Source organism: Stenotrophomonas sp. 3(2025), from assembly GCF_052665395.1.
Window position 1 is genome coordinate 303536 of record NZ_JBQOIF010000002.1, and the last position, 7275, is coordinate 310810.

Consider the following 7275-nt stretch of genomic DNA (forward strand, 5'->3'; position numbering starts at 1 on the left):
CGCAGCCAGGCATGGCCTGGCTCTACTGGTGGTTATCCGGGGTCGTGCCGATCGACGGTCGGCACCCACCAGTCAACGCGCGGTGGTTTCCTCTTCCCGCTCCGGTTCCGGCGGGGGCAGCTGTTCGTCTTCGGCACGCTCGTTGCCCGGCAGGCTGGGGCGCGTTTCCATCAGCAGCGACAGTGCGGCCTTGGCCATCAGGTGCGCGCTGATCGGTGCGGTGATGAACAGGAACACGGTGATCAGCAGCTCGCGCGGCTGCGGGTCCTGGCCCAGGAAGATGTGGTAGCAGACCGAGCACACCAGCACGCAGCCCACGCCCAGCGTGCTGGCCTTGGTCGGTGCGTGCAGGCGCTTGAAGAAGGTGGACAGCTTCACCAGGCCCAGCGCGCCGACCAGGATGAAGAAGCAGCCGAACAGCAGCAGGATCGACAGCGCGATCTGGATGAAGGTGATCATTCGACGATGTCCCGGCGCAGCACGAACTTGCTCAGCACCACGGTGCTGCCGAAGCCGAGCATGGCGATGATCAGGGCCGCCTCGAAGTAGATCGCCGAATTGAGGTACATGCCGAACAGCATCAGCTCGGCGATGGCGGTCACCGACAGCGTATCCAGTGCAAGGATGCGGTCGGGCACGGTCGGCCCGCGCAGCAGGCGCCAAGTGGCCAGCAGCATGGCCAGGCCGACCACGTGCATGCACACCACCAGGGTGGTCTGGATGATCTGGAATCCAGTCATGGGAAGATCTCCATCAACGGGGCTTCATAACGGCGCTTGATCGTGTCGATCAGCTCCTGCGGGTCTTCCAGGTGCAGCACGTGCACCAGCAGGAATCTGCGGTCATCGCTGAGGGCGGCCGACACCGTGCCGGGGGTCAGGGTGATCATGCTGGTCAGCGCGGCGATGCCGTGGATGTTGGCGATGTCCAGCGGCAGCCAGATGAAACCGGGGTGGATGTTCTTTTCCGGGCCCAGCACCTGGATGGCCACGCGGATGTTGGACATCAGGATGTCCCACAGGGTCACCAACAGCAGCTTCGGCAGCGGCCGCAGGGTGCCGATGCGGGCGAACTCGCGGTCAAGGCGCGCGGCGAACAGCGGAATGACCACGCCCAGCAGCAGGCCCAGCAGGAACTGGCCGAGCGTGAAGCTGTCGGACATCAACAGCCAGAACACCACCACCATCACGCTCAGCGCGGTAGAGGGCAGCAGGCGGCGGATCGGGGAACGCTTGGCGGTCATGGCTGGCGGATCTCCGGCGTGGTCGCGCGCAGCTGCTGCACGTAGTCGCCCGGCTGCAGCAGCTGGGTGGCGATGGCGTCGGTGTGCTGCATCAGCGGGGCAGCGAACAACGTCATGCCGATGCCGTAGGCCAGCAGGATGCAGGCGGCAAACAGCTCCACACGGCGCAGCGGTGCCTTGCGCGGTGGCGGTGCATCGGGATCGGGCAGCGGCACGCGCCAGAACAGGCGGATGCCGCCGCGGGTCAGGCCCATGATGACCAGCAGGCTGCTGACCAGCACTGCGGTCCACACCGCGCCGGTGTACTGCGCGGGCATGCCGGCCAACAGCGCGGCCTTGGCCAGGAAGCCGGACAGCGGCGGCAGGCCGGCCACCGACACCGCCGCAATCAGGAACAGCACGGCCGGGGTCTGCTTGCCGGGCATCGGTGCGATCACTTCCTTGCGGTCGCTGGCGCCGCCACGACGGCGTCGGATCAGGTCGGCGACCAGGAACAGTGCGGCGGCGACGAAGCTGCTGTGCGGCAGGTAGTACAGGCCGGCCGACAGCACCTCAGGCGTGCCCACCGAGAAGGCGATGAACAGCGTCGCCGCCGAGACGATTACCAGATACGAAATCAGCACGCGCAGGCGCGCGGCGGCCAACGCACCCAGGCCACCCAGCACCAGCGTCGCTACGCCGGCCCACAGCAGCCAGTCGCGGCCGTAGCCGGCCATCGCCCCCGCATCCTCGCCGAACCACAGCATCTGGATGCGCAGCACGGCATACAGGCCCACCTTGGTCATGATCGCAAACAGCGCCGCCACCGCCGCCGGAGCACGCGCATACGATTCGGGCAGCCACAGGTACAGCGGCATCAGCGCGGCCTTGGCACAGAACACCAGCAGCAACAGGCCCATCGTCGCCTTCACCAAGGTCAGCTGCGCAGGCGGCACTTCGGCGATGCGCTGCGACAGCTCGGCCATGTTCAATGAACCCAGCGAGGCGTACAGCAGGCCCAGTGCGATCAGGAACAGGGTCGAGGCGGTGACGTTGAACACCACGTAGTGCAGGCCGATGCGCATGCGCAGGCCACGACCGCCACTGAGCAGCAGGCCGTAGGAGGCGATCAGCATCACCTCGAAGAACACGAACAGGTTGAAGATGTCGCCGGTCAGGAAGGCGCCGTTGAGGCCGACCAGCTGGAACTGGAACAGCGCATGGAAGTGCGGCGCGCGGCGGTCCCACCCCGAACACGCATGCAGCAGGCAGGGGATGGCCAGCAGCAGGGTGGTCAGCAGCATCCACGCCGACAGCCGGTCGGCCACCAGTGCGATGCCCAGGCGTGACGGCCAGTCACCCAGCAGGTACACGCGGATGTCGCCGCCAGCGGTGTCGGCGAACAACAGCCCGACCACCACCGCCAGCGCGCCCAGCGCGGCCCACGCCACGGCGCGCTGCACCTTCGGCCCATAGCGGCGGTGTTCGACGAACAGCGACAGCGCAGCGCCGAGCAGCGGTACCAGGATCGGCAGGATCACCAGATGATTCATGCGCGGTCCTCGCCCCGGCGCGGCGGTGCATCGTCATCCGGCTCGTGCGCGTCCACGTGGTCACTGTGGTTGTCGCTGCGGCTGCGCATGGCCAGCACGATGCTGACGGCGGTCATCGCAAAGGCAATGACGATGGCGGTCAGCACCAGCGCCTGTGGCAGCGGATCGGTGTAGTTGCCCAGGTGGCTCTCCACGCCCTCCTGCAGCACCGGCGCCTTGCCCTGCACCACGCGGCCACCGGCGAAGATCAGCAGGTTGGTGGCGTAGGACAGGAAGGTCATGCCGAGGATCACATCGAAGCTGCGCGCGCGCAGCAGCAGGTAGATGCCGATGGCGGTCAGCACGCCGATCGCAGAGGCCAGGGCCAGTTCCATCAGTGCATCTCCCCCGTTCGTGCCGAGCGGCGTTGCAGGTCGATCTCGCCCTTGCGCGCGGTGCGCGTCCGCGAGGGTTTGACGGTGGCCATCATCGACAGCATCAGCATCGCGCCACCGAACACCACCAGGTACACGCCGATATCAAAACCGATCGCGCTGGCCAGCGGTACATCGCCGATCAACGGCAGATGCAGGTCCAGGTGGCCGCTGGTCAGGAACGGCACGCCGAACAGCATCGACGCGGCGCCACTGAGGATGGCGATCAGCAGGCCGATGCCGATGCAGCGGATGTAGTCGAAGCCGAAGCGTGACTCCACCGAGGCGGTGCCCTGGATCACGTACTGGATCAGCAGCGGCACCGCCAGCACCAGGCCGGCGATGAAGCCACCCCCCGGCGCGTTGTGGCCGCGCAGGAACAGGAAGATGGAGACCGTCAGGGTCAGCGGGAACATGATCTGGGCCAGATCGGCCGGCACCGGCAGCTTGATCGGCGGACCGGGCATTATCTGCTCCGGCGCCATCCGCGTGCGACGCAGCAGCGCGTGCACGACCAGTGCGGCAATGCCGAACACGGTGATCTCGCCGAAGGTATCGAAGCCGCGGAAGTCGACCAGGATCACGTTGACCACGTTCTGGCCGTACGCCTCGGGCAGGGCGCGGGCAAGCAGCTCGCCGGCCATGGTGTTCGGCGGCAGGGTCATCGCGCTGTAGGCCAGCGCGCCCAGGCCGGCACCGGCCACGATCGCGATCAGCGCATCACGGCGCTTGCGCCAGCGTGGCCGCTCCGGGCCGGACTGTGCCGGCAGGTAGTTCATGCCCAGCAGCATCAGCACCAGGGTCACCATCTCCACCAGCAGCTGGGTCAGCGCCAGGTCCGGTGCGGACAGGAACACGAAGGTCAGCGCCACCATCAGGCCGACGCCGCCGACCAGCAGCACGGCCAGCAGGCGCTGCTTGTACATGCGCAGGGTCGCTACCGCGCAGGACATCATCACCAGCCACAACGCCCAGCCCAGCAGCGGTATCGGCTGCGGTCTGGTCCATTCCGGCGAGGCCGGGTTGGCGATGTAGGGCGCGGCGGCGACCACGATCGCCACCAGCACCAGGCCCAGCAGCATGCGCTGCAGGCTGCCGTTGGCGATGCCGGCGGTCAACCGCTGCGCACCGGCCGACAGCAGGTCCAGCTGGTGGTGGAAGACGTTGCGTCCCGGGGTGGTGTTGGTTACCGCGTGCAGATCGATCAGCTTGCGCAGGCCGAAGTAGAGGAGCACGCCACCGACCACGCCAGCGGCGCTCATCGCCAGCGGCAGGTTGAAGCCATGCCAGATCGACAGGTTGTATTCGGGCATCGCGCTGCCGAGGATCGAGGAGGCTGCCGCGTGCAGCACCGGCGCCACCGTCAGTGCCGGGGCGATACCCACCGCCACGCAGATCACCACCAGGATCTCCACCGGCACCTTCATCCAGCGCGGCGGCTCGTGCGGCACGCGGTCCAGTCCATGCGGGCCCTTGCCGAAGAACGTGTCGTGCACGAAGCGCAGGCTGTAGGCCACGCCGAACACACCGGCCAGCAGCGCGGCGATCGAGACCGCCGTGCGCATGGTGTCGGTGCCGCCCGCCGACAGCGCTTCGGCGAACAGCATTTCCTTGGACAGGAAGCCGTTGAGCAGCGGGATGCCGGCCATCGCCAGCGAGGCGATGATCGCCAGCGCGCTGGTGAACGGCATCAGCCTGCGCAGGCCACCCAGCTTGCGCATGTCACGGGTGCCGGTCTCGTGGTCGATGATGCCGGCGGCCATGAACAGCGAGGCCTTGAAGGTGGCGTGGTTGAGGATGTGGAACACGCCGGCGACCACCGCCATCGGCGTGGACAGGCCGAACAGCAGGGTGATCAGGCCCAGGTGCGAGATCGTCGAATAGGCAAGCAGGCCCTTCAGGTCATGCTGGAAGATCGCGTTCCAGGCACCGATCAGCAGGGTGATCGCACCGATGCCGCTGACCGTGTAGAAGAACAGATCGCTGCCGGCCAATGCCGGATGCAGGCGCGCCAGCAGGAACACCCCCGCCTTCACCATGGTGGCCGAGTGCAGGTAGGCCGACACCGGGGTGGGTGCGGCCATCGCGTGCGGCAGCCAGAAGTGGAACGGGAACTGCGCGCTCTTGGTGAAGATGCCCGCCAGCACCAGCAACAGGGCATAGGGGTACAGCGTGCTGGCGCGGATCTGCTCACCGGCGGCCAGCACCACGTCCAGATCGAAGCTGCCGACGATGCGGCCGATCAGCAGCACGCCGGCCAGCAGCGCCAGGCCGCCGCCGCCGGTGATCACCAGCGCCATCCGCGCGCCCTCGCGCGCGTCCTGGCGGTGCGACCAGAAACCGATCAGCAGGAACGAGCTGATGCTGGTCATTTCCCAGAAGACCATCAGCAGCAACAGGTTGCCCGACAGCACCATGCCCAGCATGGCGCCCATGAACAGCAACAGGTAGGTATAGAAGCGGTGCGCGTTGTCCTGGCTGCTGAGGTAGTAGCGCGCATACAGCACCACCAGTGCGCCGATGCCCAGCACCAGTCCGGCGAACATCCAGGCCAGGCCATCCAGGCGCAGGGTGACGTCCAGGCCGATCTGCGGCAGCCACGGCACCATCGTGCGCACCACCTGGCCATCGAGCACCGATGGGGTCAGCCAGGCGAGGATCGCCAGCCCGCCCAACGGCGCAAGCGCCGCCAGCCAGGCAGCAGTCGAGCGCGAACTACGGGGGAAGGCTGCGACAGCCACTGCCATCAGGAACGGCAGGGCCAGCAGCAGGGGCAGGCTGGGGAGCATGCAGGGAATCCATGATTCACGAGCAGGTCAGGGAGCATAACAGGCTGCCAAATGTCGCCGAAACCCATTGAACAGCGATCAATTGCAGGTAACGTGCGCTGATTCATTTTTTCTGCGATGCAGCATGCCGCGCGGATGACCCATCAGGACCCGCTGGGCAGGTCCACCCTACGCCCACGCAGGGACAGCGCAGCCCCTGTCGCACAGGGACCGCCGCCGCCGGGCGGGGCAAGGTGAGGAGGCCACCGCGGCAGGCTGGCAGGCGCGCCGTTCAGTGTCGGTGACGGGATCTGCCCGTTCAGGAAACGAAGGCGTCGACGCGGCGACGCTGGTCAGTAGCGCCAGTCGAGCTTGCGATAGGCCTTGGCCATCACCCACGCCGGGCCGATCAGCAGGTAGGTCAGGTCGGTCAGGAAGCTGGGCTTGCGGCCTTCGAACTTGTGGCCGATGAACTGCGCGATCCAGGCGACGACGAATACGCCGATGGCCAGCGAGCGCAGGTTGTGCAGGCCGATTTCCGCTTCCAGCAGCCGGCACAGGCAGCCGAAGACGAAGAACTGGATGAGCATGCCGATGCCCAGCGGACGCGACAGCTTGTTGTAGAAGCACCACGCGCTGAACATCGCGAACGCCGACCAGATGCCGTACTGGAACCAGGTGATCAGCGGCGGCACGCACCACAGCAGGGCCACCACCGACCACAGGATCGCCGGCACCGCCACCACGTGGATGCGCTGGTTGACGACATTGCGGTGGTCGTCGGAGTAGCTGGCGAAATAGCGGTCGATCGGACGCGCAAGCTGGGTGCTGGTCTGCATGTGGCCAGCATACCCCGGCCGGGGCCGCCAGTAGAGCCAGGCCGTGCCCGGCTGCAGGTTCGCCGGGGTTGCCGGCCAGCGGCCGGCACTACCAACCGGCAGTAGAGCCAGGCCATGCCCGGCTGCAGGTTCGCCGGGGTTGCCGGTCAGCGGCCGGCACTACCAACCGCCAGCAGAGCCAGGCCATGCCTGGCTGCAGGTTCGCCGGGGTTGCCGGCCAGCGGCCGGCACTACCAACCGCCAGTAGAGCCAGGCCGTGCCCGGCTGCAGGTTCGCCGGGGTTGCCGGCCAGCGGCCGGCACTACCAACCGCCAGCAGAGCCAGGCCATGCCTGGCTGCAGGTTCGCGGGGTTGCCGGCCAGCGGCCGGCACTACCAACCGGCAGTAGAGCCAGGCCGTGCCTGGCTGCAGGTTCGCCGGGGTTGCCGGCCAGCGGCCGGCACTACCAACCGGCAGTAGAGCCAGGCCATGCCCGGCTGC

At 67.4% G+C, this 7275-nt stretch carries 7 protein-coding genes; all 7 read right to left on the reverse strand.

Annotation, left to right across the window (positions count from 1 at the left end; translation table 11 throughout):
* Positions 1 to 72 precede the first annotated feature (72 nt).
* The gene (locus tag ACUXVE_RS02920; RefSeq protein ID WP_025874597.1) at positions 73 to 459 is read right to left on the reverse strand and encodes a Na+/H+ antiporter subunit G; all 387 of its coding nucleotides are present in this window, start codon (positions 457 to 459) and stop codon (positions 73 to 75) included.
* Entirely contained in the window at positions 456 to 740 is a 285-nt protein-coding gene (locus ACUXVE_RS02925; RefSeq protein WP_025874598.1) for a K+/H+ antiporter subunit F, read from the reverse strand. The genes ACUXVE_RS02920 and ACUXVE_RS02925 overlap by 4 nt, the downstream gene beginning before the upstream one ends.
* On the reverse strand, positions 737 to 1243 hold the full coding sequence (locus ACUXVE_RS02930) for a Na+/H+ antiporter subunit E (RefSeq protein ID WP_445513788.1): 507 nt from the start codon (positions 1241 to 1243) through the stop codon (positions 737 to 739). The genes ACUXVE_RS02925 and ACUXVE_RS02930 overlap by 4 nt, the downstream gene beginning before the upstream one ends.
* Complete coding sequence (locus ACUXVE_RS02935) at positions 1240 to 2775, reverse strand: monovalent cation/H+ antiporter subunit D (RefSeq protein ID WP_093818194.1); 1536 nt, start codon at positions 2773 to 2775, stop codon at positions 1240 to 1242. Before ACUXVE_RS02935 ends, ACUXVE_RS02930 begins: the two co-directional genes overlap by 4 nt.
* Positions 2772 to 3149 carry a Na+/H+ antiporter subunit C gene (locus tag ACUXVE_RS02940; protein WP_025874601.1) on the reverse strand — a complete coding sequence of 126 codons (378 nt, stop codon included), beginning with the start codon at positions 3147 to 3149 and terminating at the stop codon, positions 2772 to 2774. Before ACUXVE_RS02940 ends, ACUXVE_RS02935 begins: the two co-directional genes overlap by 4 nt.
* Positions 3149 to 5977: a monovalent cation/H+ antiporter subunit A gene (locus tag ACUXVE_RS02945; RefSeq protein WP_445513789.1), complete on the reverse strand. Its 2829-nt coding sequence runs from the start codon at positions 5975 to 5977 to the stop codon at positions 3149 to 3151. The genes ACUXVE_RS02940 and ACUXVE_RS02945 overlap by 1 nt, the downstream gene beginning before the upstream one ends.
* 332 nt (positions 5978 to 6309) lie before the next feature.
* Positions 6310 to 6795 carry an Mpo1 family 2-hydroxy fatty acid dioxygenase gene (locus tag ACUXVE_RS02950; RefSeq protein WP_025874603.1) on the reverse strand — a complete coding sequence of 162 codons (486 nt, stop codon included), beginning with the start codon at positions 6793 to 6795 and terminating at the stop codon, positions 6310 to 6312.
* Positions 6796 to 7275: the final 480 nt, after the last annotated feature.

Excerpts from the sequence above, each read along its gene's own strand:
- ACUXVE_RS02925 (WP_025874598.1), bottom strand. The coding sequence starts at position 740 with ATGACTGGATTCCAGATCATCCAGACCACCCTGGTGGTGTGCATGCAC.
- ACUXVE_RS02945 (WP_445513789.1), bottom strand. The coding sequence starts at position 5,977 with ATGCTCCCCAGCCTGCCCCTGCTGCTGGCCCTGCCGTTCCTGATGGCA.
- ACUXVE_RS02935 (WP_093818194.1), bottom strand. The coding sequence starts at position 2,775 with ATGAATCATCTGGTGATCCTGCCGATCCTGGTACCGCTGCTCGGCGCT.
- ACUXVE_RS02920 (WP_025874597.1), bottom strand. The coding sequence starts at position 459 with ATGATCACCTTCATCCAGATCGCGCTGTCGATCCTGCTGCTGTTCGGC.
- ACUXVE_RS02950 (WP_025874603.1), bottom strand. The coding sequence starts at position 6,795 with ATGCAGACCAGCACCCAGCTTGCGCGTCCGATCGACCGCTATTTCGCC.
- ACUXVE_RS02930 (WP_445513788.1), bottom strand. The coding sequence starts at position 1,243 with ATGACCGCCAAGCGTTCCCCGATCCGCCGCCTGCTGCCCTCTACCGCG.
- ACUXVE_RS02940 (WP_025874601.1), bottom strand. The coding sequence starts at position 3,149 with ATGGAACTGGCCCTGGCCTCTGCGATCGGCGTGCTGACCGCCATCGGC.